This is a genomic window from uncultured Pseudomonas sp. (assembly GCF_913777995.1).
Classification (GTDB): Bacteria; Pseudomonadota; Gammaproteobacteria; order Pseudomonadales; family Pseudomonadaceae; genus Aquipseudomonas.
This window is the reverse complement of sequence record NZ_CAJYVE010000010.1, coordinates 24471-49109: the sequence shown is the minus strand read 5'-3', so window position 1 is coordinate 49109 and position 24639 is coordinate 24471. Positions and strand designations below refer to the sequence as shown.

Sequence of the window (24639 nt, the reverse complement as noted above, 5' to 3'; positions counted from 1 at the left end):
GATCCTCGCAGACACGGCTATCAGTTCAGGTCGGGATCCAGCAACGGCGTGCGCGATAACTTCACCGCGCCGGCCGCCGTAATCACCACTTGTTCCTCCAGCTTCACGCCTTCGGGGCCGCCTTGTTCGCCGATGAAACTCTCGACCGAGACCACCATGTTCTGCGCGAAGGTGCCGTCATAGCCCCAGTCCGGGAAGTCGTTGGCGTAGGCCACACTGGGGTACTCGTCCACGAGGCCGACGCCATGCAGCATCATCATGTAGCGGTTGTGCTGGTACTTCTCCGGCACCGGCCAGCAGCGCTCGGCGAACTCCCGGAAACCCAGGCCGGGACGCAGCAGGTTGATGTTCTGCGTCAGTTGCTCGGCAGCGGTCTGCAGCAGGTCGCGCTGGCGAGCTGTGGGCGCCTGGCCGGGGCACACGAAGCTGCGTGAGATGTCCGACAGGTAGCCACCGGGGCCCACCATGTCGGTATCGAAGCAGACCATTTCCCCGGCCGCGATCGGCTTGTCGGTAGCGTCCTGAAACCATGGATTGGTGCGCTGCCCAGAGCTGAGCAGACGGCTTTCGGCCCATTCGCCGCCATGCGCGACGTTGGTGCCGTGCAGAATGCTCCACAGTTGGTTCTCGGTGATGCCGGGTTTCAGGCTGGCGCGCATCCGCGCGATGGCCAGGTCGCAGACGTCCATCGACACGCGGTGGCTGGCCAGTTCTTCGCTGGATTTGATCAGCCGTGCCTGTTCCATCAGCGGTTGGGCATCGTGCAGGGCCACGCCCAGGTCCACCAGCCTGACGGCGCCCCAGGGGTCGCAGCGGTCCACTGCCAGGCGCCGGTTGCCACCGCCGTATTGCCGTACCAGGTCGGCGACCTCCCGGGCCCAGCAAGTGGCCTTTTCCTCGACCCTGGGCCCGGCCAGGAAGTACAGCCAAGGCGTTGCCGGGCGAATCTCGTCGAGGGTCTCGATGTGCTCGCTGTTGTGCTTGCTGCTGCTGAAGTCGAACAGAATGACCGGCCCGCTGGTGGTCACCAGCACATAGCGGCTGGGGGAGTGCATGACCCATAGCCCCAGGTTATTGGTGTCGGTGGCGTAGCGGATGTTGATCGGGTCGGCCAACAGCGCACCGGCATAGTCATGGGCGACCAGCTGCTCGCGAATACGCTCCAGTCGATAGCGACGCAAGGCACGACGGTCGATGGACGCGTGGGCACGCAGCAGCTCGGCGTCGAGCGGAGCAAGTTGGTGTTCGCTGACGCTGGCGTCCTGGCGGAAGCCAAGACGGGCATCGACGGCCGGATCGAAGCCGGGGAGGGGCTCTGGATAGCTCATGTAAACCTCGTCTGACGTGTATTTTTCTTGTCATCCATCGAAGAGGCAGTCTGCAAAGGCGTTGCAAGCGCCCCGTCTGGGGGGCGCGTGTTCTTATAGGTCCTTCATCAGGCGCAACGCGTCGTAGATGGCGGCGTGGGTGTTGCGCGACGAGACCGCATCGCCGATGCGAAACAGCTGGAAGTGACCTGCCGGGTTGGTGACGACCTGCTGCGGCCGGCCGACGATGAGGTCCTGGTATTCGACCTGGCCCTCGTTGCTGGCCAGCGGCTTGAGCTCGAAATAGAGGTCATCCAGTGGCCGGGTGCCGTGGTTGACCACCACCTGGTCATAGTGGAAGACCTTCTCCAGTTCGCTGTAGTCGGTGCCGACGATGGCCTTGAGTCGGTCGCCGTCGCGCTCCACGGCACGCAGCCGGTAGGTGACGGTGAAATGGGTGTCCAGACCCTGTAGCGAACGCATGTAGGGCACCAGGTTCATGCCCATCACTTCAGGGGCGAAGCTGCGGTCTGGGGTCATGATCTCGGTACGCGCACCGCTGCGGGCGATGAATTCGGCGGCCTGCAACCCGGCGTGATCACCTGCATCGTCGTAGATCAGCACATTGCGCCCCGGCTTGATGTCGCCGGCGATGATGTCCCAGCTGGACACCACCAGGTCGTTACCGCGTTCAAGCACCTCGGTGTGCGGCAGGCCGCCGGTGGCGATGATCACCACGTCGGGTTCTTCGGCCTGAATTCGCTCGGCATCCGCCCAGGTGTTGAAGTGCATGCGCACGCCGAGCCGCGCGCATTGCGCCAGGCGCCAGTCGATGATGCTTTGCATTTCCCGGCGCCGCTCCGAGCGGGCGGTGAGGCGAACCTGGCCGCCGGCCTGCTCGGCCAGCTCCAGCACCACCACCTGGTGGCCGCGCTCGCCAGCCACCCGGGCGGCCTCCAGGCCACCGGGCCCGGCGCCCACTACCACCACCTTGCGCGGGGTGGCGGACTTGGGAATGTCGTGGGGCATGGTGGTTTCGCGCCCGGTGGCAGCGTTGTGGATGCAGTAGGCGGCACCAGCGTTGTAGATACGGTCCAGGCAGTAGTTGGCGCCCACGCAGGGACGAATGTCGTCTTCGCGGCCTTCGATCAGTTTGCGCACCAGGTGCGGATCGGTCATGTGCGCGCGGGTCATGCCGACCATGTCCACCAGGCCGGCGGCAATCGCGTGGCGGGCGGTGGCGACGTCCGGGATCTTGGCCGCATGGAAGGTCGGGAAACCGGTCAGCGAGCGGATCTCGCCGGCGAAGTCCAAGTGCGGTGCATTGCGCATGCCCTGTACCGGAATGATGTCGGTCAGGGCTGCGTCGGTGGCGATGTTGCCGCGGATGACGTTGAGGAAGTCGATCATCCCGCTGTCCTTGAGCAACTGAGTGATGGTCAGGCCTTCTTCCTTGGTCAGGCCACCCTTGGCGACCTCGTCGGCGGTATAGCGCATGCCGATGATGAAGCGCTCACCCACTCGGGCACGAATGGCCTTGAGTACCTCGAAGGTAAAGTTCAGGCGGTTGCGCAACGAGCCGCCGTAGGGCTCCTGCAGATCATTGGTCAGCGGCGACCAGAACTGATCCATCAAGTGCCCGTAGGCCTGCAGTTCGATGCCGTCCATGCCAGCGGCCACCATGCGTTCTGCGGCATCGGCGTAATCCTTGACGATACGTTCGATATCCCAGCTTTCCAGGCGTTTGGGAAAGGCCCGATGAGCCGGTTCGCGATTGTGCGAGGAGGACACCACCGGCAGCCAGTCGCCCTTGTCCCAACGGGTACGCCGACCCAGGTGGGTGAGCTGGATCATTACCGCCGCGCCGTGTTCATGGCATTCGTCGGTGAGTTCCTTGAGCCAGCCGACCACCTCGTCCTTGTAGGCCAGCACGTTGTTGAACACTGGCGGGCTGTCGCGCGAGATGGCGGCGGAACCCGCCGTCATGGTCATGGCCACCCCGGCCTTGGCGCGTTCCACATGATAGGCGCGGTAAAGCTGCTTGGGCATGCCGTCTTCGGGGTAGGCCGGTTCGTGTGAGGTGATGATGACGCGGTTGCGCAGTGTCAGGTGCTTGAGTTGATACGGCTGCAGCAAGGGATCGTTTTTCATGACCGGCTCCACCAGCGCTCATCAGGTGGAGATAAATTAGAAGCATCTGTACACATGTGTCAACTAAAGAGATGCATATGAACATTTTGCTCCGGCGGGGTGCTGCCGCGAGCCCAGGTCGTGCCCCACAAGTGTGCGTGCTGGAACGGCAATCGGACCCATGCGCAGTCGCGAGCAGGCCGGCCCACCCAGCCGTTGGCTGGATGTGCTGAATCCCGTTCGTGGAGGCTTTGCGAGTCGGATTAGGCGAGCGAAACGTGGGCGATCGCGGAAACGAAGGCGGGCGCAAGCGAGGCGACAGGGCGTTATCGGGAAGCCGCAGCCCTCCTGACGCCAGCCGCCGTTACCGGGGACGATCTAGGGCAGCGCTCAATAATGTGGCGCTCTGCGGCGTATCACCCTATGCCTTGCCCGGGGGCGGGCAGTTTATCTAACACCTATGTACATAAAAAAACCGTGACTGTACATTTGGCGCGTCATGTTGATTCGAGTTGAGCCGCTATGGCGCAGGTAAGCAAAACACGTAACAAGGACTCTGAAAGCGGCTGGCGGGGTTCGGCAGAAGGTTGGCTGGAAGCTGCCTATGAAACCCTGAAGGAGTCCGGCATCGATGCGGTCAAGGTCATGCCGTTGGCCAAACGACTGAAGCTGTCGCGGACCAGCTTCTACTGGTTCTTCGAAGACCGCGAGCAGTTGTTGGCCGCGCTGCTGGAGCGCTGGCGCGAGAAGAACACCGGCAGCCTGGTCAAACAGTGCGAAAGCTACGCGGAAAGCATTTCCGAAGCCATCCTCAATGTCTTTCTCTGCTGGTTGAACAACGACCTGTTTGACTCGCAGTTCGAATTCGCCGTCCGCAGCTGGGCGCTGCAATCGGCGGATGTGGCGCAGGAAATCGCCGCGGCCGATGAAGTGCGCATTGCGGCGCTGTCCAGCATGTTCAAGCGTTTCTGCTTCGACACCCATGCTGCGGATGCACGGGCACGCACCCTGTACCTGACGCAGATTGGCTATATCTCGATGAACACCTCTGAGGGGTTGATCGAGCGTTTTCGGCGTATTCCGCACTACACGAGAATCTTCACCGGCAAGGCTCCCAAGCGCCGCGAACTGGATCGTTTCTTTGGCATGTTTGGCTACGCAGAGAGTGAGCCCGGCGTGTTCGTGCCGCTGGCCTCGACCTTCGAGGGCACGACGAGCCAGGCGGCTGAAAAGGCCGACAACCGCTGAAACCTCGCCGGTCTGGGACTTCGATGCTTTGAGCGCGCCGTGACCTGGCCGATCACGACTGCCGGTCTATTCGGCACCTGCCGTTGCCAGATCAAGCCGTATTGCCTCAGCCAGCTCCAGCAGCACCGGCCCGTAGCGCTCTACGATGACTTGCGAAGCTTCCCCCGTCGCCAGGCTGATGTTCAGGGCATGGCTGGCGTACGCCGGGTTGCCGAGCGGGGTGGCGATGGCCAGTACCTCCGGCTGCCAGGCGGCCACGCAATAACCGCTGTTGTGCACCTGTGCGATGGCCTCCTCGATTTCCAGGATCAACTGATCGGCCCGCGTCTGGCAGCGCCGCGACCTGAAAAGCGCCAGCAGTGGTTGACGCTGTGCCGGGGCTAGGGTCGACAGATAGGCCCTGCCCAGCGAGGTGATGTCCATTGGAATGCGCTGGCCAGCCAGCACGTTGCGTGGCGATTTGCGGCGGCTGAAGCGGATCGACTCCAGGTAGATCATCTCATCGCCGTCGGCGGCGGCGAGGCTCACGTTCACCTGGTGTTCGCGGGCCACCTGCGCCATCAACGGTATGGCGACCTGCAACAGAGGGCTGCTGTGGTACATCGAATGCGCCAGGCCCAGCAGCGTGGGGGCCAGGCGGTAGCCGCCAGCAACCGGGTCGTAATCGAGAAAACCCGAGCGTACCAGGGTCTGTGTCAGCCTACTGACGGTGGATTTGGACAGTCCGGTCAGTTCGCTCAGGTCGCCATTGGTGAGTTGTGCGGTGCCGGGACGGAAGGCGCGCAGCAGGTCCAGGCCACGCTCCAGAGAACGGTTCGGCGGTGCCTTGCCTTGGCCGGGCAGGGACGCGCACGCCTCACCTTCATCACTGCGTTCCAGCAGGTGGAATGCTCGCGTTGTCATCGACACCTCTCTCGCTAAGACTGATTTCAAGCTTGGCGCATCGCCGGGCGCTTCATCAACCCAATAATAAGAGAGGCAGCGCATGACCCGTTCCGAGCAATTGGTGGCCCCCATCGACCTGAGCGTCAATCAGGGCATCGCCACCCTGACCCTGAATCGTCCCGAAGCGCGCAATGCCATCAGCGATGACATGCGCAGCCTGTTGATCGAACACCTCGAACGCGTCGCCGCCGATGCCAGCATCAAGGCGCTGATCGTCACCGGTAGCGGCAAGGGTTTCTGCGCTGGCGGCGACATCAAGGGCATGCAGGCACGGATGAGCGCGCCCGCCGGCTCCGTGGCCTTTAACGGCTGGAAGCGCCAACAGCGGGTGCACCAGGCGGTTTCCCTGTTGCATAACCTGCCCAAGCCAACCATTGCCGCCGTCAACGGCGCGGCGACCGGGCTGGGCTGCGACATGGCCTTGAGCTGCGATTTCATCATCGCCTCCGAGCAGGCCTCGCTGGCCATGAGCTACATCGCCCGTGGCCTGATCCCGGACGGCGGAGGGTTATATTTCCTGCCGCGGCGCGTCGGCTTGAGCAAGGCCAAGGAGCTGATCTTCAGTGGCCGCAGCGTCACGCCGGCCGAAGCCTTGCAGATTGGCATGATCGACCGGATCGTGGCTCATGACAGCCTGTTACCCGCCGCGCAGGACTGGGCCTTGCAGCTGTCCGGCGGCTCGGCCACCGCGCTGGCGCTGAGCAAATCGATCATCAATAACAGCTTCGAACTCACCCAAAGCCAGATCTTCGCCATGGGCAGCCAGGCGCAGGGTATCTGCTACACCTCCAGCGAACATCAGGAGTCGGTCGCCGCCTTCCTGGCCCGCAAGGCCGAACGGAGCTGAGCCATGAATGCCATCGCACGTCTTCTCAGCCCTACCAGCGTTGCCGTGATCGGCGCTTCCGGCGACGCTCGCAAGACCGCTGGCCGGCCCATTGCTTTCTTGCGCAAGCACGGGTTTGCCGGGCGCCTTTACCCGGTCAATCCGCGTTACGAAGAAATCGATGGGCTGACCTGCTACCCCTCGATTGCTGCACTGCCGGAAGTCCCCGATGTAGCCATCATCCTGCTCGGCCCAGAACGCGCCAACCAGGCGGTCGCCGAACTGGCCGAGCGCGGTTGTGCGGCGGCCATCGTACTGGCCGGTGGTTATGGTGAAACCGGTGCCAGCGGCGCGCTGCGCCAGGAACAACTGAAAGCCGCGCAGGGCAGCATGCGCATCCTCGGCCCCAACACCATCGGGCTGGTCAACCTCACCGAGCGCATCACGCTGTCGGCCAGTGGTGCGCTGGACATGGATCAGTTGCTGGCCGGGCGCATCGCGGTGGTGTCGCAGAGCGGTGGCATTCTTGGCGCGCTGTTGTCGCGTGGCGTCGCGGCCGGCATCGGTTTTTCCAAGCTGATTTCCACCAGTAACGAAGTGGACCTGGACGTTGCTGATTTCGTCGATTACCTGGCCGACGACCCGGCAACCTCGGTCATCGCCCTGTATATAGAAGGGCTGCGCGACAGCGAAAAATTCACCCGGGCCGCGCGCAAGGCACGGGCGGCAGGCAAGCCGGTGGTGGTGTTCAAGGTCGGGCGCTCCGAGGCCGGCGCGCATGCCGCCAATTCCCATACCGGTGCGCTGGCCGGCTCCGACGCACTGTATTCGGCCTACTTCCGCCAACTGGGGGTGATTCGCGCCGAGACCTTTGCCGACCTGTTGGACATCCCTTTTGCCCTGGCCAGCGGCCGGGTCATGCACGGCCAGCGCGTGGCGATCCTGACCTCGACCGGCGGAGCTGGCACGCTGATCGCCGACAGCCTCGGCGTCAACGGTTTCGAGACCCCGCCCCCTGGCGAGCGAACGGCGGCGCGCCTGCGGGCCCTGGACATCGGCGAACAGGCGGTACTGGACCGTAATCCTATCGACCTGACGCTGGCCGGCCTGCAGCCGGAGCTGATGCGCAGTGCTATCCGCATTCTGCTGGACAGCCCGGACTTCGACGCGGTGGTCAGTGTGGTCGGCTCGTCCGGGGTGGCCCAGCCGCACCTGATGGCCGATGCGATACGCGACAGCCTGCCTGGCACCGACAAGCCGGTGCTGGCGTACATCAGCCCCCACGCGCCGGTCGCCGCGCTGCGTATCAACAGCTGTGGCGGAGTGGCGTTCACTGCCCCGGAAAGTTGTGCCAGCGCGCTCAAGGCGCTGATGCCGAGCGATGAGCCCACCCCTGGCGAAGCCACGACCGACGCTGCGGCGCCTCTGAAACAGGCGCTGGATCTGCAACTGGAATTGCCGGATGGAGCCTTGGACGAGGCGCGCAGCAAGCGGCTGTACGCCGGTTTCGGTATTCCGGTGACCCGCGAGCGCATCGTCAGTACCGGCGAACAGGCCAGGCAGGCCGCCAGCGAGCTGGGCGGGCGGGTCGCGCTGAAGGTGCTGTCCGAACGCATCGCGCACAAGAGCGAGGTCGGCGGCGTCGCCTTGCACCTGACGCCAGAGCACATCGCCGTGCGCCTGGAGCAGATGCGCGACGAGGTGGCAGGGCATGTCGGCTTCACGCCGGAAACCTTTCTCGTGCAGGAAATGGCCTGCGGCGGCCATGAACTGATCCTCGGTTTCCATCGCGACCCGCAGTTGGGCCCGGCGCTGTTGCTGGGCACCGGTGGAGTGACTGCCGAGCTGTTCCAGGACACCACCCTGCGCTTGCTGCCGGTCAGCCTGGCGCAGGCCCGGCAGATGCTCGGCGAACTGAAGACCTTCCCGCTGCTGGATGGCTTCCGTGGCCTGCCGAAGGCCGATGTCGAGGCTGCCGCGCGGTGCATCGTGGCGTTCTCGGACATGGCCATGCGCCTGGGTGAGCGTTTGCTTGAAGCGGAGATCAACCCGCTGCTGGTACGCCCGGTCGGCAACGGGGTGATCGCCCTCGATGGCTTGACGGTCCTGGCCTGAAAAAAGCGGCTGTTCCAACAGATGGAACAGCCGCTTTGACCCTCGATTTTCGCTTTGCATAATCAAAGAAGCTTCATTTCCGACTCATAAAAATAAGCAGGTCGCTATGAACACTCCAGTATCCGCCGCTGCGCGGCAGCTTCTCTCGACTCCCTCTTCTGCAGGCACGGATGTCTCGAGTGGCGTGCCACCTGTGCGTAGCACCGCCTCGCTTGCTTCGGGTGCCGAACCTTCAAGGGCCAAGGCCACGCAGCCTACGGTCATTTCCTTCCACGACGTGTCCAAGTCATTCACTGTCAAGGGCGTCGCCAAGCAGGCCTCGCACAACATCAACGTCGATATCCGCCAGGGCCAGGTGGTGACCATCATCGGCCCGTCCGGTTGCGGCAAGTCGACCTTGCTGAATATGGTCGCTGGGCTGTTCGCGCCCACCACCGGGCAAGTGCTGTATCGCGGCGAGGCGGTGCAGGGCATCAATGGCCGTACCGGCTACATGACCCAGAGCGATCACCTGCTGCCCTGGCGCGAAGTGGCCGGCAACATCGCCGTGCCGCTGGAAATTCAGGGCGTGCCCAAGGCCCAGCGCCAGGCGCGTATTCGTGAGCTGCTGACCCTGGTCGGCCTCGATGGCCATGAAAGGTCCTATCCCAGCCAGCTCTCCGGTGGCATGCGCAAGCGCGCCGCCCTGGCCCGGCTGCTGGCCTATGACCCGGAAACCCTGTTGATGGACGAACCCTTCGCGGCCCTGGACGCGCAATTGCGCATGCGCATGCAGACCGAGTTGTTCAAGCTCAGCCGGCAGTTGAACAAGACCGTGCTGTTCGTCACCCACGACCTGGACGAGGCCGTGGCCTTGGGTGACCGTTGCCTGATCTTTTCCGGTCGCCCCGGCACCATCGTGCGCGACGTCGAAATCCCCCTGGGCGATGAGCGCAACATTCTGCAGCTGCGCAAAGACCCGCGTTACCACGAGCTGTGCGCGGACCTCTGGGAATTCATCACCCCGGCCCACGACGCCTGAACCGCGCATCACGGAGAGTCTCGAACATGAAAATCTTTCTCGGCCGCATGGCCATCTTCGCGGTGATCTTTCTGTCCTGGCAGTTCGCTTCCGGACCGCTGATCGACCCGTTCTTCGTCAGCTCGCCGCTGGAAATCGGGGGCCGCTTCATCGACCTGGTGGCCAGCGGGCGGCTGTTCTCGCACGGCTGGATCACCGTCGTGGAAACCCTGGTGGGCTTCTTCTTCGGGGCCTGCGCGGGCATCACCGTGGGCCTGATCCTTGGCCGTAACGAGCTGCTGGCCAAGCTGCTCGACCCGATCCTGGTGTCCATCTACAGCCTGCCCAAGGTGGCCCTGGCGCCGTTGTTCATCATGTGGTTCGGCATCGGCATCGAGATGAAGATCATCCTCACCGCCACCATCGTGTTCTTCCTGGTGTTCCTCAACACCTACAGCGGCGTACGTGCCGTGGAGCGCGAGCAATTGGAGATCCTGCGCCTGATGGGCGCCAAGGAACATCACCTGATCACCAAGGTGGTGCTGCCATCGGCCATCCAGTGGGTGTTCACCGGCCTGAAACTCTCGGTGCCCTATGCGCTGATCGGCGCCATCGTCGGCGAGATCATGGCTGCCAACCGGGGCCTGGGCTACCTGCTGCAGGACGCCGCTGGCCAGTTGGACACCGCCGGCGTGTTCGCCGCGTTGATCGCGATCATTGCCCTGGCGCTGATCCTTCAGGCCGCCGTGCGCAAGCTGGAAGAGTCGCTGATGCCCTGGAAGAAGGATCAGGAAGAGCGTGAGCTGTCGGTCTAGGTCCGACGCTGTGCGCTTTGGCTGTCTGTGAATGGCGGGGCTTTAGCCGCAGCAATCCGGCGCTTGAAACCGCCCCTCAGAGTCCTCACAGGCCCACCCGGTACAACAACAAGAACAGAGGTAAACGTCATGTCGATGAAACGTATGATCTGCGCACTGGGCCTGAGCGTGGCCGTGGGCGCCGCCAGCCTGTATGCCCAGGCCGCCGAGCAGGTGAAGGTCGCCCTGGGCACCGAGGGCTTCGTGCATATGCCCTTGTTCGTGGCCCTGGATGGCGGGTTGTTCAAAAAGCACGGCCTGGATGTCGAACTGGTCAAGTTCAAGGGCGGTGGCGCGGCCGCGTCCGGTCTGGCCAGTCGCTCGGTGGAGTTCTGCTCCTGCGCGATCCAGAACGCGATCAACGCCAAGGTCAAGGGCGCCGACATCACCCTGTTGGGGCGCATGGTCGGCCAGTACGCCAGCAACGTGGTCATCCACCAGGAACTCGCCGACCGCCTGGGGCTCAATGCGAGTTCTACCGTCGAGCAGCGTCTTGCCGCGTTCAAGGGCTTGCGCCTGGCGGTCAGTGGCACCGGCGGCAGCGCCGATTTCCTGGTGCGCTTCCTTGGCCAGCAGGCCAGGCTCGACGCCGAGAAGGACTTCACCCTGCTGTACCTGAACAACGGTGCGGCGATGCTGGCCGCTTTCGCGCAGAACAAGATCGACGGGTTCGCCCTGTCTTCGCCAGCCTCCGACAGCGCCGTGCTCGAACAGAAGGGCTTCACCCTGCTGGACATGTCCGAAGGCATGGTGCCTGAGCTGGACGGCTATCCGTCGATCGCCCTGAGTGCCCGTCGCCAGTGGGCGCAAGAGAACCCCGCGACGGTGAAGGCATTTCTCGCCGCCCTGAATGACGCCACCCAGCGCATCAACGAGGAACCCGAGCGGGCGATGAAGGATGTGCGCAAACGCTTCGAGGGGGTCAATGATCAAGTCTATGCCGCCGCCTGGCAGAACAACCGCAAGTCGTTCCCCAAGACGCCCTACCTGAGCGACGCAGAAGTGGAGCGCGCCATCAGGTTCCTCGGCGCCATCCAGAACGAAACCATCCCCGGCAGCGCGGCGGACTACCTGACCCAGATGCGTTAACGCCGCTGACGTGCAGTGGCCTCGGCACCCGCCGTCACCGCTGCAACCCATGAGACTCGACAGGAGAGAGGCGATGCACGCTACCGTGGTACTGCAACGCGAGGGTGATATCGGGCTGATCGTCATCGACAACCCGCCGGTCAATGCCCTTTCGCAACCGGTGCGCCAGCAGTTGCTGGCCTGCGTCGAGCAGGCTGACGCCGATGCCGATATCCAGGCCGTGGTAATTCACTGCGAAGGCCGCACGTTCGTGGCCGGGGCCGATATCAAGGAATTCGACCTGCCACTGCAGGCGCCACAGCTGCCCGATGTACTGGCGGCCATCGAGAACGCCGGTAAACCCTTCATCGCCGCGCTGCATGGTGCCGTGTTGGGGGGCGGCCTGGAACTGGCAGTGGCCTGCCATTACCGGGTGGCGGCTGTCGGTACGCGTTTTGGTCTGCCCGAAGTGAGCCTGGGGCTGATTCCGGGCGCCGGTGGAACCCAGCGGCTGCCGCGCCTATGTGGTATGCCGATGGCGCTGGACATGGTGCTGGGCAACACGCAGATCGGCACCGAGCGTGCGCTGCAGATTGGCCTGGTCGATCGGGCCTGTGAGGCTTCGCTGCTGGAGGCGGCCTTCACACTGGCCCGGCACCGGGTGACGCTGCCGATTCCGCGCGCCGTGCAGCAGGCGGTGCCGGACTTCGACCTGCCGGCCTTCGAACGCCAGGCCCAGGCGCTGTTGCGCAAGGTGCCCGGGCAGAAGGCTCCGCCGCTTGCCCTGGATGCACTGCGACAAGCCTGGCAATTACCATTCGAGCAGGGTATGGCAATGGAACGTGCGTGTTTCGTGGCCTTGCGCGAAGGCGAGCAGGCCAGGGCGCTGCGCCATGTGTTCTTCGCTGAACGCGAACTGGCCTCGCGGTGCCGTGCACTGGCCCGGCAGGCGGCGGTTCGTCCTGTGCACCGGGTAGCGGTGATCGGCGCCGGCCTGATGGGCAGCGGCATTGCCTTGTGCCTGGCCAATGCCGGCCTGCCGACGCGTCTGATCGATACCCAGCCGCAGGCCCTTGAACGGGGTCGGGCAATCGTCGAGCGCTACTATGCCACTGCCCTGGACAAAGGACGCATCAGCGCCAGCGAGGCGGCCGAGCGTGAGGCGCTCATCCAGTATCAGACCAGCCTGGAAGCCGTGACCGACGCAGACCTGGTCATCGAGGCGGTATTCGAGGATCTGGAGGTCAAGCAGGCGGTGTTCCGCCAGTTGGATCGCTTGGCCAGGCCGGGTGCGATTCTCGCGACCAACACGTCTTACCTGGATGTCGAGGCTATCGCAGCGGTGACTGGCCGCCCCGGTGAGGTCATCGGCATGCACTTCTTCAGCCCGGCGCAGGTTATGAAGCTGCTGGAGGTGGTCAAGACTGCGCATCTGCAGCCCGATGTACTGGCTACCGTGCTGCAACTGGGCGAGCGCCTGGGCAAGACCACGGTGGCGGTCGGTAACGGGTACGGCTTTGTCGGCAATCGCCTGCTGGCCGTGCGTGAGCGCGAGGCCACCTTTCTGCTGGAGGAAGGTGCGGCCCCCGAAGATGTCGACCGGGTCATGCGCGAATTCGGCTTTCCGCTCGGGCCGTTCGAGCTTCGCGACCTGGCAGGTGTGGACATCGCCTGGCTGAACCGCAAGGGGCGCGGCGAACGGCTTGGTCTGGCCGAGCGCCAGTGCAACCTGATCGAACAGTTGTACCAGGCTGGTCGGCTCGGGCAGAAGTCCGGGGCGGGTTACTACCGTTACGCCGAAGGCCAGCGCCAGGGCTTGGCTGACCCCTGGGTGTCCGGCATGCTGGACGCGCACCGCACTGCCAGGGGGCTGCAATCCCGGTCGATCGGCGATGAGGAAATTCTCCAGCGCTGCCTGTTCGTGATGGTCAATGAGGCGGCGCACATGCTCGAGGAAGGTGTGGCCGAAAACCCCGACGACATCGATCTGGTATGGCTACATGGCTACGGCTTTCCGCGCTATCGCGGCGGCTTGCTCTACCATGCCGAGCAGGTCGGCCTGCGTACCGTGTACTCGGCACTGGTGGCGTGGGCCGATGAGCATCCTGAGCGTGAGTGGCGCCTTTCAAGCCGGTTGCAACAGTGTGCCGAGCAGGGTAGGGGGCTGACCGAGTGCTGATTCAGGAGTGAAATTCGGCGCAAAGATTACCGCCCTGGCGCTTGGCGGCATAAGAAGCCTGGTCGGCACGGTCCATCAGCGCTTCCAGGGCGCTGTCCGGGGTGGCGTGGGCGTAGCCGAGGCTGGCGCCGATCTCGACTTGCAGGGTCTGGTCGAACAGCCAGAAGGGTTCGCCCAGTGCCTGCGTGATGCGTGCGGCCAGTGCCGTGGCATCTTCGGCTTTCAAGAGTGGAGCCTGGAGCACGACGAATTCGTCGCCGCCGAGTCGGGCCACGGTGTCGGTGCTGCGTACCACGCCCTGGATGCGCGACGCGACCTGCTTGAGCAGCGCGTCGCCGGCGGAATGCCCATGGGTGTCGTTGATCGCCTTGAAGCGGTCCAGGTCGAGGCAGTGCAGCACGAACGGCTCTGTGGAGTGCGTGGCGAGCTTGAAGGCCTTGACCAGGCCACGGTGGTTGGCAAGGCCGGTCAGCGGGTCGTACTCCGCCAGGCGGGCCATTTCCAGGCGGTCCTTGATGTTGCGGATGGCGGTCTTGTAGGCGTGTCTGATGGTGTCGATACCGCCCAGCAGAAACAGCAGGAACATGCCTGCGAGAATCTGATTGGATAATTCCCGGGTATAGAGGGCGGTCAGGATGGACGGCGGCACTGCCAGGCACAGGGCCAGGCAGGCAATCCCGGGCCTGACGTACAGCCTGGCCACGACACCGGCGGCGTAGCCGAACAGCATCGCCACGCACAGCAGCTTGACGTCCTGTTCGTTGACCAGAAATGCACGGGAAACCGACGCACCGACCGATGCCGCGATCACGGTGGTGGTCACGATATGCATGATTTCCCAGAACTGCGCTTCGGGTCTTTCCAGCCGCGAATATTTGCGACGGGCCTTATGCACTTGCATGCAGGTGACTTTTATCGCCGACGCCAGTCCGCCAATAACGGCCATCCAGGCAAAGAGTGCCTCGCTGGTGGCGTGCCAGGAAAATAAATTCAGTGCGATCAACGTGACGCACATGATGGAAGTGGGCTTGGAGGTATGGGAAAGTTCTGCGATGAGTGCCAGATAAATATCCGGGCGCTCAACTGAGGAAGTACTGTGCGAGGTCTGCATGACGGTTCTTGATAATGCTCGGGTCAGTCGTTCTGGCAGCATTCTCGCTGGGTGGGGCGCTGCGGGATTATCGATCATTTGCAGGGAAACAGGCAATTCCCAGTCGGCTTTTGGAAATTGAAAAACAGTGACCTCTGCTAATGGATCCGATATTCGGAATTACCAGGCCCTCGGGCAATTAGCCAAGCATTTCATGATTGAGCGAATTGCATGAATAATTTGCCGCGGCAATGAACGCTGCAGAGACTTTTCATTTCAACCACTTATTCCGCTCGGATAAAACGGCCCGACACTCAGGGCAAATGCTACACCGGTGGCGTAAGAAGAATTTTTCATGGGCTGGGCACTGCGCGGGGTTCTTCTGGTCATATTTTGTAACCTTTGCCCTGCAGGTCTTCCGCTCGAGGTTCGCCCGGTGGATCCGCCGAGCGCGGGTTCATCGTCGCTGGACTCGCTCAGGGCCACGTGATTCCGTACCGCCAGAAGGTCATCATTCATGCCCGTCACCTCAACTGCCTCCCGTCACATCACCGGGAGCGAGCCTTCGCGCCGTACCCGGCGCGGCCTCGACATTCTCAATTTCACCCTGGCCGACGTGCGTGACGGCCTGGGACCGTACCTGGCGATCTACCTGATTGCCGTACGCGGGCCGGGGGAGGGCTGGAACGAGGCCACGGTGGGCTTCGTCATGACCCTGGCCGGCATCGCCGGGCTGATCTCGCAGACCCCGGCGGGGGCGTTCATCGACCGAAGTCGGTACAAGCGCGCGGTGATCGGCGTCGCAGCCCTGCTGGTGACCTTCTGCAGCCTGCTGCTGCCATGGATCTCCAGCTTCGCCATGGTCGCCTTGACCCAGTCGCTGGCCCAGGTCGCGGCGGCAGTCTTCGCGCCGGCGCTGGCGGCCATCACCCTCGGGATCGTCGGGCCAGCGGCATTCACCCGGCACATCGGGCGCAACGAAGGCTTCAACCACGCGGGCAATGCCTTTTCGGCAGCACTGGCCGGTGCGCTGGGCTATCTGTTCGGGCCGATGGTGGTGTTCTGGCTGATGGCCGCGCTGGCCTTCGCTTCGATCATTGCCCTGTGGCAGGTGCCGGCCGATGAAATCGACGACGACCTGGCGCGCGGGCTGGATGATGGCCCGAGCGCGCACCCGCCGGTGTCGTCCTGGCAGGCGCTGTTAGCCAATCGCCACCTGATGCTTCTGGCGCTCCTGGCAGCGATCTTCCACCTGGCCAATGCGGCGATGTTGCCGTCCATCGGTCAGCAGCTCACGCACATCATCGGCAAGGACAGTGCCACTTCGCTGATCGCCCTGTGCATCGTCGCCGCCCAATGCGTGATGGTGCCGGTGGCGATTCTGGTGGGGCGACACGCTGACCGCTTCGGGCGCAAGCCGATATTCCTGTTCGGTTTCGCGATACTGGCGCTGCGTGGCGTGCTTTACACCTTTTCCGACAACCCCTTTTACCTGGTCGCGGTGCAGTGCCTGGACGGCATCGGCGCGGGGATCTTCGGCGCGCTGCTGCCGGTGGTGATCGCCGACCTGACCCGTGGCACCGGGCGGTTCAATGTCAGCCAGGGGGCGGTCGCCACGGTACAGGGCATCGGCGCCTCGCTGAGCGCGACGCTGGCCGGGGTGATCATCGTGCATTTCAGCTATGCGTACGCCTTCCTGACCCTGGCTGCCATCGCCGGAATCGGCTTCGTGCTGTACCTGTTGCTGATGCCGGAGACCATGCGCCAGGCTGGCGCGGCGAAGCCCGCGACCGTGCAGATCGCGGGCCAGGAATGACCTCGCTGTGGCGTCAGTCGGCCTTGGCTGCCTGATCCTGCTGGAACTTCTTCACCACTTCGTTGGCGATCTTGAAGCTGTCCAGGGCGGCGGGCACGCCGCAGTAGATGCACGCCTGCAGGAGAATTTCCTGGATCTCGGCCGGCGAGACGCCGTTGTTCAGGGCGCCGAGCACGTGCAGGCGTACCTCGTTGGGGCGGTTGAGCGCGGTGAGCATGGCCAGGTTGAGCATGCTGCGGGTCTTCAGGTCCAGGCCCGGCCGGGTCCAGACTTCGCCCCAGCACCATTCGGTGGTGATTTTCTGCATCGGGATCATGAAGTCTTCGACCTCATTCACCGAGCGGTCCACGTACTCGGCGCCGAGCACTTCGCGGCGTACCGCCAGGCCCTTGCGAAATTGCGGGGTATCGAATTCATCGGGCAGTGACATTGCAGGCTCCTGATTGCGCATGGTGAGGGGGCGGCAGGCGCCTGGCGGGCCCCGGCCGGGTGGGCAGAGAGTAGAGCACCACGGCAGGGGACGGAAAGCCTGATTTGCCCCGCGCCGCCCGGTTTGCGCCACGGGCCTGATCCCGTCCGGGCAATAGGGGTATGATCGGGGCTTTCCTTCGTCACCAGGACCCGCGCCGCCCATGCCTGATTCCCTTCCGCCCTGTGTGCTTTCCATCCAGTCCCACGTCGCCCTGGGCCACGTCGGCAACGATGCCGCCGTGTTCCCCCTGCAGCGCCTGGGCTTCGAGGTGCTGCCGGTGCATACCGTGCAGTTCTCCAACCACACCGGCTATGGTCAGTTCCGTGGCCAGGTGTTCGATGCCGAACACATTCGCGAGGTGCTGGCCGGGCTACGTGATCGCGGTGCGTTATCCCGGGTTTCGGCGGTGCTGTCCGGGTACCTGGGCGATGCGGGTATCGGTGCGGTGATCCTCGAAGCGGTGGACGAGATCCGCCGCGACAACCCGGCGGTGCGCTACCTGTGCGACCCGGTGATGGGTGACGTGGGGCGTGGCGTATTCGTCAACCCGGCGATTCCGGACTTTCTGCGCAACCTGGCGATTCCCCACGCGAGCATCGTCACCCCTAACCAGTTCGAGTTCGAACTGTTGACCGGCAGCCGCCTGGTCAGCGTCGAGGATGCCGTGCGCACTGCGCGACAACTGCGTGGGCGCGGCCCGGACGTCGTGGTGATCACCAGCCTGGCGACCCCAGACATCCCCGCCGACCAGCTCGGCACCCTGGCAGTCAACGGCGAAGGCGCCTGGCTGGTGAATACCCCGCGTCTGGCCCTGCACCCGCTGCCCAACGGTATGGGCGACGTGTTCTCCGCCACCTTGCTGGCGCGCCTGCTGGGCGGCCAGCCCGTGGCGCAGGCGCTGGAACTGGCCACCGCCACGCTGTTCGGCCTGGTAGGCGCCACCGCCGAAGGCTCCCGTGACCTGCCACTGGTCGCTGCCCAGGAGCAGATCGTCAAGCCTGAGCAGGCCTTCGCTGCCACACCCGTCTGACCTCCTTGCCTTGCGGGTCCGTGCAGTCGCGGACCCGCTCTGCTCGCGCAGGGCGCGGTGTCGCTGATCTTCTAATGTATATACAAATAGGGGCGATCCCGGATCCGCCCTTGCATTTATTCGTCTGCACTTCAGAGTGGGGGTTGACCTAAGCCATTTCGCCGGGCTAAATGTATATACATTAAACAAGAAAGGCATGACAAATGCTCTCCAGCCCAAGCCAGCGCCTGCTCTGGCGCGACCTTACCCTGTTCGATGGCACTCGCCAGCTCGATGGACCCATGGCGGTCATGGTCGAAGCCGGGCGTATCGCGGGCGTCTGGACCGAACAGGCGTTCGATCCAGCCCTGGCAACGGGTGCCGTCGAAGCCGGGCGTGGCGGGGTGATGACCCCCGGTCTGGTGGATTGCCATACCCACCTGGTGTATGCCGGCGACCGCGCCCGCGAGTTCGAACAGCGCCTGCAGGGCGTCAGCTACGAGGAGATCGCCCGCAACGGCGGTGGCATTCTCAGCACCGTGCGCGCTACCCGCCAGGCCAGTGAAGAACAGCTGATCGAAGCCAGCCTGCCGCGCCTGGATGCCTTGCTCGCCGACGGCGTGACCTGCGTGGAAATCAAGTCTGGCTATGGGCTGACCCTGGAAGATGAACTGAAAATGCTGCGTGTCGCCCGGAGCCTTGGCGAGCTGCGCCCGGTGCGGGTCGTCACCACCTTGCTGGGCGCGCATGCCTTGCCGCCGGAGTACGCCGGCAATGCCGACGGCTACATTGACCTGGTCTGCACGGCGATGATCCCGGCCGCTGCCGAGCAGGGGCTGGCCGATGCGGTGGATGTCTTCTGCGAAGGCATCGCCTTCTCCCCGGCGCAATGCGAGCGCGTGTTCCAGGCCGCCGCCGCCCATGGCCTGGCGATCAAGGCGCATGCCGAACAGCTCTCCAACCTCGGCGGCAGCGCCCTGGCCGCCCGTTATGGCGCACTGTCGGTCGACCATATCGAATACCTCGATGAAGCCGGCGTACAAGCCTTGGCGGCCGCAGGCACCGTGGCGGTGCTGCTGCCCGGCGCCTTCCACGTGCTGCGCGAGACCCAGCAGCCGCCCATCGACCTGCTGCGCCGCCATGGCGTGCCCATCGCCGTGTCCAGCGACGCCAACCCCGGCACCTCGCCCATCTGCTTGCCGACGCTGATGGCCAACATGGCCTGCACCTTCTTCCGTCTGACCCCGACCGAGGCCCTGGCCGGGATGACCGCGCACGCCGCCCAGGCGCTGGGCCGCCGCGAGCTGGGCCGCATCGAGCCGGGCGCGCCGGCCGACCTGTGCCTGTGGGATATCCATCACCCGGCCGAACTGGCCTATGCCGTGCAGGCCGGGCGCCTGCGCCAGCGCGTTTTTGCAGGAGTCATCACCCATGATCGCTGATCGCCTGAACATGGACACCTGGGCCGGGCGCGTCGACCCCGAACCGGACAGCGCGCGCTGGCACCAGTGCATCCAGCCGTGGGCCGAAGCCGCCGCGCCGGGTGTGGCGCTGCTGGGCTTCGCCTGTGACGAAGGCGTGCGTCGCAACCAGGGCCGCACCGGCGCCGCAGGTGGCCCCCTGGCGATGCGCAAGGCGCTGGCCAGCCTGGCCTGGCACCGCGCGGCACCGGCCTGGGATGCCGGCGACATTCACTGCGAAGACAGCGATCTGGAAGCGGCGCAGCAACGCCTGGCGGCTGCCGTGAGCCGCCTGCTGAGCGACGGCCATTTGCCCATCGTGCTTGGCGGTGGCCATGAGGTCGCGTTCGGCAGCTGGTCCGGCCTGGCCCGGCATTTCGAAGGGCAGGGTGCTGCGCCACGCATCGGCATCGTCAATTTCGACGCGCATTTCGACCTGCGCGACCACGCCACGGTGCGCTCGTCGGGCACGCCGTTCTCGCAGATCGCCGAGCAGTGCCGCCAGCGGGGCTGGACCTTCGACTACGCCTGCATCGGCGTCAGTCGCGCCAGCAACACGCGGGCGCTGTTCCAGCGCGCCGCCGAGCTGGGCGTGCTGGTCAGGGAAGATCATGAGATCCGCGAGTCCACGCTGCAGGTCATTGGCGATGAACTGCACTATTTCGCCCTGCGCTGCGATGCGCTGTATCTGACCATCGACATCGATGTGCTGCCAGCCAGCGAAGCGCCAGGTGTCAGTGCGCCAGCCGCGCGTGGTGTGCCCATTCATTTGCTCGAACCCCTGGTGCAGCGCCTGCGCGATAGCGGCCGGCTGCGCCTGGTGGATCTTGCCGAGCTGAATCCTTCCTTCGATATCGACAACCACACCGCCAAGGCGGCGGCGCGGCTGATCCATACCCTCACGTTGACCACTCATTACTGAACAAGAACAACAACCTTCCCAGGGAGATTGCCATGACGACTTATCGTGACACCGTGATCCGCGCGCCTCGCGGTACTCAGCTCAATGCCAAGAGCTGGCTGACCGAAGCGCCGTTGCGCATGCTGATGAACAACCTCGACCCCGAGGTCGCCGAGAACCCCAAGGAGCTGGTGGTGTATGGCGGCATCGGCCGTGCCGCGCGCAACTGGGAGTGCTACGACAAGATCGTCGAGACCCTCAAGGAACTCAACGACGACGAGACCCTGCTGGTGCAGTCCGGCAAGCCGGTCGGCGTATTCAAGACCCACGCCAACGCGCCACGGGTGCTGATCGCCAACTCCAACCTGGTGCCGCATTGGGCCAGCTGGGAGCACTTCAACGAGCTGGATGCCAAGGGTCTGGCCATGTACGGGCAGATGACCGCCGGCAGCTGGATCTACATCGGCAGCCAGGGCATCGTGCAGGGCACCTATGAAACCTTCGTCGAGGCCGGTCGCCAGCACTACGGCGGCAACCTCAAGGGCCGCTGGGTGCTCACCGCCGGCCTCGGAGGAATGGGCGGTGCCCAGCCGCTGGCCGCGACCCTGGCCGGTGCCTGCTCGCTGAACATCGAGTGCCAGCAACAGAGTATCGACTTCCGCCTACGCACCCGCTACGTCGACGAGCAGGCCAGTGACCTGGACGACGCCTTGGCGCGTATCGCCCGTTACACCGCCGAAGGCCAGGCGGTGTCCATCGCCCTGCATGGCAACGCGGCCGAAATCCTGCCTGAGCTGGTGCGGCGTGGCGTGCGCCCGGACATGGTCACCGACCAGACCAGCGCCCACGACCCGCTCAACGGCTACCTGCCGGTCGGCTGGAGCTGGGAACAGTACCGCGACCGCGCCAAGACCGACCCGGCGACGGTCATCAAGGCGGCCAAGCAGTCCATGGCCGTGCACGTGCAGGCCATGCTCGATTTCCAGAAGGCCGGCGTACCGACCTTCGACTACGGCAACAACATCCGCCAGATGGCCAAGGAAGAGGGCGTGGCCAATGCCTTCGATTTCCCGGGCTTCGTACCGGCCTACATCCGTCCGCTGTTCTGCCGTGGCATTGGCCCGTTCCGCTGGGCGGCGCTGTCTGGCGACCCGCAGGACATCTACAAGACCGACGCCAAGGTCAAGGAACTGATTCCCGACGACGCGCACCTGCATCGCTGGCTGGACATGGCCCGCGAACGCATCAGCTTCCAGGGGCTGCCGGCGCGTATCTGCTGGGTCGGCCTGGGCCTGCGTGCCAAGCTGGGCCTGGCCTTCAATGAAATGGTGCGTTCCGGCGAGTTGTCGGCGCCGGTGGTGATCGGCCGCGACCATCTGGACTCCGGCTCAGTGGCCAGCCCCAACCGTGAGACCGAAGCCATGCGCGACGGCTCCGACGCCGTATCCGACTGGCCGCTGCTCAACGCCCTGCTCAACACCGCTGGTGGCGCCACCTGGGTGTCGCTGCACCACGGCGGTGGCGTAGGGATGGGCTTTTCCCAGCATTCGGGTATGGTCATCGTCTGTGATGGCAGTGACGATGCCGCCGCGCGCATCGCCCGCGTGCTGAGCAACGACCCGGGCACCGGGGTGATGCGCCATGCCGACGCCGGCTACCAGATTGCAATCGATTGTGCCCGTGAACAGGGCCTCAACCTGCCCATGATCGGCAAAGGAGCTTGATCCGTGACTGCCCTGATTCTCAAACCCGGCACCCTTGACCTGGCCCAGCTGCGCCAGGCCTACCAGCAGCCGCTGCGCCTGCAACTCGACCCGTCGGCGCACGCGGCCATTGATGCCAGCGTTGCCTGCGTGGAAAACATCCTCGCCGAAGGCCGCACCGCCTACGGTATCAACACCGGTTTCGGCCTGCTGGCCTCGACACGCATCGCCCCGGCCGACCTGGAAAAACTGCAACGCTCTCTGGTGCTCTCGCACGCCGCCGGCGTGGGCGAGGCGCTGGACGACGCCATGGTGCGGCTGATCATGCTGCTCAAGGTCAATAGCCTGGCCCGTGGCTTCTCGGCGATTCGCCGCAAGGTCATCGACGCGCTGATCGCCCTCATCAACGCCGAGGTCTATCCGCACATTCCGCTCAAGGGTTCGGTGGGTGCCTCTGGCGACCTGGCGCCCCTGGCGCACATGTCTCTGGTGCTGATCGGCGAGAGCAAGGCCCGTTACAAAGGCCAATGGCTGCCGGCCAGCGAAGCCCTGGCCGTCGCCGGCCTGGAGCCGCTGACCCTGGCCGCCAAGGAAGGCCTGGCGCTGCTCAACGGCACCCAGGCGTCCACCGCTTATGCCCTGCGTGGCCTGTTCGAGGCGGAAGACCTGTTCGCTGCCGCCACCGTCTGCGGTGGCCTGAGCGTCGAAGCCATGCTCGGTTCGCGGGCGCCGTTCGATGCACGCATCCACGCCGCACGCGGCCAGCGCGGCCAGATCGACGTGGCGGCGGCGTACCGCGAGCTGTTGACTGAAAGCAGCGACGTGTCGCGCTCCCACGCCAACTGCGACAAGGTCCAGGACCCTTACTCGCTGCGCTGCCAGCCGCAGGTCATGGGCGCCTGCCTGACCCAACTGCGTCAGGCTGCCGAGGTGCTCGAGGTGGAGTCCAATGCGGTGTCCGACAACCCGCTGGTGTTCGCCGAGCAGGGTGACGTGATCTCGGGTGGCAACTTCCACGCCGAGCCGGTGGCCATGGCTGCCGACAACATTGCCCTGGCCGTGGCCGAAATCGGCGCGCTGTCGGAGCGGCGCATCTCGCTGATGATGGACCGTCACATGTCGCAGCTGCCGCCGTTCCTGGTCGAAAACGGCGGGGTCAATTCCGGCTTCATGATCGCCCAGGTCACCGCCGCTGCCCTGGCCAGCGACAACAAGGCCCTGGCCCATCCGCACAGCGTCGACAGCCTGCCGACCTCGGCCAACCAGGAAGACCACGTGTCCATGGCGCCTAACGCTGGCAAGCGGTTGTGGAGCATGGCTGAAAACGTGCGCGGCATTCTCGCCATCGAATGGCTGGGCGCCTGTCAGGGCCTGGACTTCCGCCATGGCCTGAAAAGCTCGCAGAAGCTGGAACAGGCCCGCAGCCTGCTGCGCGCCGAGGTGCCGTACTACCAGGAAGACCGCTTCTTCGCCCCGGACATCGAGGCCGCCAGCGCCCTGCTGGCCAGCGGTTGTCTGAACGACCTGGTGCCTGCGCGCCTGCTGCCAAGCCTCTGAGCCTTCATCCTCGATACGGTCGCCTGCTGCCGGGCGACCATTCAGGGTGCTTTGATCCTCAACGCCGGGAGGTCGACATGCCGATCCCTGTGCCAGCAGGCGCCATTGAGCTGTGGCAAGGTATGGGGCGCGGGTTATCATACGACTCTTTGCGCTGACAAATCTCATGGAGAACCGGTGAGCAGCCCGACGCCCCCGCGCTACAAGATGATCGAAGAGTTTCTGCTGACGCGAATCCGCAACGGCGACTACCCGGTCAATCACCAGATCCCTCCGGAAGAACAACTGGCGCGTGACTTTTCGGTCAGCCGCATGACCGCCAACAAGGCGATCAACAACCTGGTGCAGCAGGGTTATCTGGTGCGCCAGGCCGGGTTGGGCACCTTCGTCACCGACCTGCGTGCCGAATCGTCGCTGCAGGAAGTGATGAACATCGCCGAAGAGGTGCGTGCCCGCGGCCATCAGTACTCAAATGATGTGCTGCGCAGCGAGGCCGTCGCCGCCGATGACGAGGTGGCGCTGCGCCTGGGGCTGCGCATTGGTTCGCCGGTGTTCCACAGCATTCTGGTGCATCGCGAGAACGGCCTGCCGATCCAGCTCGAAGACCGCTACGTCAACCCGCGCTGGGTGCCGCATTACCTGGCCAGCGATTTCTCCCGGCAGACGCCCAACGAGGTCTTGGTCGCCAACTGCCCGATCAGCGACATCGAACATGTGGTCGAGGCCATCCACGCCGACGCGCAAACCGCTCGCTGGCTGGAAATCGAGCCTGGTGCGGCGTGCCTGTGCATGGTGCGGCGTACCTGGTCCAGCGAGAACCTGGTCAGCTACGTGCGCCTGACCCACCCCGGCGAGCGCTACAAGCTGCGCTCCACCACCCGCCATCGCTGAAACCGTCCGGCTTCGCTGCGATTTGCCGCTATCCTTCTTCAGGCCGCGTGCCATACCAGGCAGCGGCC

19 protein-coding genes are annotated in these 24639 nt (G+C 64.6%); 14 read left to right on the top strand and 5 right to left on the bottom strand.

Translation table 11 applies throughout. The features are described from left to right. Positions 1-20: 20 nt before the first annotated feature. Together QZ497_RS02945 and QZ497_RS02940 are read right to left on the bottom strand one after the other, a co-directional pair. Positions 21-1328, bottom strand: a complete 1308-nt coding sequence (locus QZ497_RS02945) for a Xaa-Pro peptidase family protein (RefSeq protein WP_295470891.1) — start codon at positions 1326-1328, stop codon at positions 21-23. Positions 1329-1421: 93 nt separating this feature from the next. After that, positions 1422-3458, bottom strand: a complete 2037-nt coding sequence (locus QZ497_RS02940; RefSeq protein ID WP_295470890.1) for an NADH:flavin oxidoreductase — start codon at positions 3456-3458, stop codon at positions 1422-1424. A gap of 501 nt (positions 3459-3959) precedes the next feature. Between QZ497_RS02940 and QZ497_RS02935 the strand changes: the two genes are divergently transcribed. Next, positions 3960-4685 (top strand): TetR/AcrR family transcriptional regulator, encoded by a 726-nt coding sequence (locus QZ497_RS02935; protein ID WP_295470889.1) that lies wholly within the window; start codon positions 3960-3962, stop codon positions 4683-4685. A gap of 66 nt (positions 4686-4751) precedes the next feature. On the opposite strand, the gene QZ497_RS02930 is transcribed toward QZ497_RS02935, so the two are convergent. Beyond that, positions 4752-5588 carry an IclR family transcriptional regulator gene (locus QZ497_RS02930; RefSeq protein WP_295470887.1) on the bottom strand — a complete coding sequence of 279 codons (837 nt, stop codon included), beginning with the start codon at positions 5586-5588 and terminating at the stop codon, positions 4752-4754. An 82-nt stretch (positions 5589-5670) separates the two neighbouring features. On the opposite strand from QZ497_RS02930, the gene QZ497_RS02925 reads away from it, so the two are divergent. The 6 genes from QZ497_RS02925 to QZ497_RS02900 all read left to right on the top strand — a co-directional run bounded on the left by QZ497_RS02925 (position 5671) and on the right by QZ497_RS02900 (position 13672). Continuing rightward, complete coding sequence (locus tag QZ497_RS02925; RefSeq protein WP_295470886.1) at positions 5671-6477, top strand: enoyl-CoA hydratase/isomerase family protein; 807 nt, start codon at positions 5671-5673, stop codon at positions 6475-6477. Positions 6478-6480: 3 nt separating this feature from the next. Further along, positions 6481-8571 carry an acetate--CoA ligase family protein gene (locus QZ497_RS02920; protein ID WP_295470884.1) on the top strand — a complete coding sequence of 697 codons (2091 nt, stop codon included), beginning with the start codon at positions 6481-6483 and terminating at the stop codon, positions 8569-8571. Between the two features lie 262 nt (positions 8572-8833). Beyond that, the gene (locus tag QZ497_RS02915; protein WP_295471556.1) at positions 8834-9592 is read left to right on the top strand and encodes an ABC transporter ATP-binding protein; all 759 of its coding nucleotides are present in this window, start codon (positions 8834-8836) and stop codon (positions 9590-9592) included. 26 nt (positions 9593-9618) lie between these two features. Continuing rightward, positions 9619-10386 (top strand): ABC transporter permease, encoded by a 768-nt coding sequence (locus QZ497_RS02910; protein WP_295470882.1) that lies wholly within the window; start codon positions 9619-9621, stop codon positions 10384-10386. Positions 10387-10515: 129 nt separating this feature from the next. After that, positions 10516-11514, top strand: a complete 999-nt coding sequence (locus tag QZ497_RS02905) for an ABC transporter substrate-binding protein (RefSeq protein WP_295470881.1) — start codon at positions 10516-10518, stop codon at positions 11512-11514. A gap of 73 nt (positions 11515-11587) precedes the next feature. Continuing rightward, positions 11588-13672: a 3-hydroxyacyl-CoA dehydrogenase NAD-binding domain-containing protein gene (locus tag QZ497_RS02900; RefSeq protein ID WP_295470879.1), complete on the top strand. Its 2085-nt coding sequence runs from the start codon at positions 11588-11590 to the stop codon at positions 13670-13672. A gap of 1 nt (position 13673) precedes the next feature. Here QZ497_RS02900 and QZ497_RS02895 read toward each other — a convergent pair whose 3' ends face one another. Beyond that, entirely contained in the window at positions 13674-14573 is a 900-nt protein-coding gene (locus QZ497_RS02895) for a GGDEF domain-containing protein (protein WP_295470877.1), read from the bottom strand. A gap of 706 nt (positions 14574-15279) precedes the next feature. Between QZ497_RS02895 and QZ497_RS02890 the strand changes: the two genes are divergently transcribed. After that, positions 15280-16578 (top strand): MFS transporter, encoded by a 1299-nt coding sequence (locus QZ497_RS02890; protein ID WP_295470875.1) that lies wholly within the window; start codon positions 15280-15282, stop codon positions 16576-16578. A gap of 13 nt (positions 16579-16591) precedes the next feature. Here the strand turns inward: QZ497_RS02890 and QZ497_RS02885 are convergent, their stop codons facing one another. Further along, on the bottom strand, positions 16592-17008 hold the full coding sequence (locus QZ497_RS02885) for a carboxymuconolactone decarboxylase family protein (RefSeq protein ID WP_295470874.1): 417 nt from the start codon (positions 17006-17008) through the stop codon (positions 16592-16594). A gap of 202 nt (positions 17009-17210) precedes the next feature. Here QZ497_RS02885 and pdxY point away from each other — a divergent pair, with 202 nt between their 5' ends. The 6 genes from pdxY to hutC all read left to right on the top strand — a co-directional run bounded on the left by pdxY (position 17211) and on the right by hutC (position 24571). Next, a complete protein-coding gene (gene pdxY / locus QZ497_RS02880) occupies positions 17211-18080 on the top strand; it encodes a pyridoxal kinase PdxY (RefSeq protein WP_295470872.1) in 870 nt (289 codons plus the stop codon). A gap of 203 nt (positions 18081-18283) precedes the next feature. Then, positions 18284-19501, top strand: a complete 1218-nt coding sequence (gene hutI / locus QZ497_RS02875; RefSeq protein ID WP_295470871.1) for an imidazolonepropionase — start codon at positions 18284-18286, stop codon at positions 19499-19501. Further along, entirely contained in the window at positions 19491-20441 is a 951-nt protein-coding gene (gene hutG, locus QZ497_RS02870; protein ID WP_295470870.1) for a formimidoylglutamase, read from the top strand. Before hutI ends, hutG begins: the two co-directional genes overlap by 11 nt. 32 nt (positions 20442-20473) lie before the next feature. After that, a complete protein-coding gene (gene hutU / locus QZ497_RS02865; protein ID WP_295470868.1) occupies positions 20474-22144 on the top strand; it encodes a urocanate hydratase in 1671 nt (556 codons plus the stop codon). Positions 22145-22147: 3 nt separating this feature from the next. Further along, positions 22148-23680, top strand: coding sequence for a histidine ammonia-lyase (gene hutH / locus QZ497_RS02860; protein ID WP_295470867.1), 1533 nt, complete (start codon positions 22148-22150; stop codon positions 23678-23680). Positions 23681-23857: 177 nt separating this feature from the next. Beyond that, a complete protein-coding gene (gene hutC, locus QZ497_RS02855; protein ID WP_295470866.1) occupies positions 23858-24571 on the top strand; it encodes a histidine utilization repressor in 714 nt (237 codons plus the stop codon). Positions 24572-24639: the final 68 nt, after the last annotated feature.